Genomic DNA, 398 nt, shown 5'->3' on the forward strand with positions numbered 1-398 from the left:
TTATGGCTCCGCAATCGAGCCGGCTTCGAAGGAGAGCACCGTCCGCCTGGCGCCTACGCCGCCACGCTGGCTCAGGCAGTCGTGGGGGATCAGCAATTCGCGGCAAAATCTCTTCCGGCTTGGCGGGCTGCCGTCATGGGTTCAAGGGCCGCAATTTCCGTTGGTTCCCGGAACAGATCGGGAAATGAAATTTCTTCTGCAATTCGATTCACTGGCAGGCTTCTTTTGGGGCAGCGGCGGCATGCTTTATGTCTTCTGGGACGAAGAATCCCGGATCACATGCCACGTGCCGCAATACACGTGACGAAAGCAGCTACTCCGCCGCGAGCCTGTCGGCCGTACCGTAGGTCGCCTCATAAAGCGCACGCTGGCGGCTGAGCGCGACCATGGTGTTGCGC

General features: G+C 60.3%; 1 protein-coding gene. It reads left to right on the forward strand.

Going from position 1 to position 398, the window contains the following annotated elements:
• Window positions 1-304 (forward strand): hypothetical protein (locus EOB49_RS36795; RefSeq protein ID WP_206526210.1); only part of this gene is annotated, 304 nt, incomplete at its 5' end.
• Window positions 305-398: the final 94 nt, after the last annotated feature.

This window comes from Mesorhizobium sp. M7A.F.Ca.MR.148.00.0.0, assembly GCF_003997735.1.
In the GTDB taxonomy this organism is placed as follows: domain Bacteria; phylum Pseudomonadota; class Alphaproteobacteria; order Rhizobiales; family Rhizobiaceae; genus Mesorhizobium.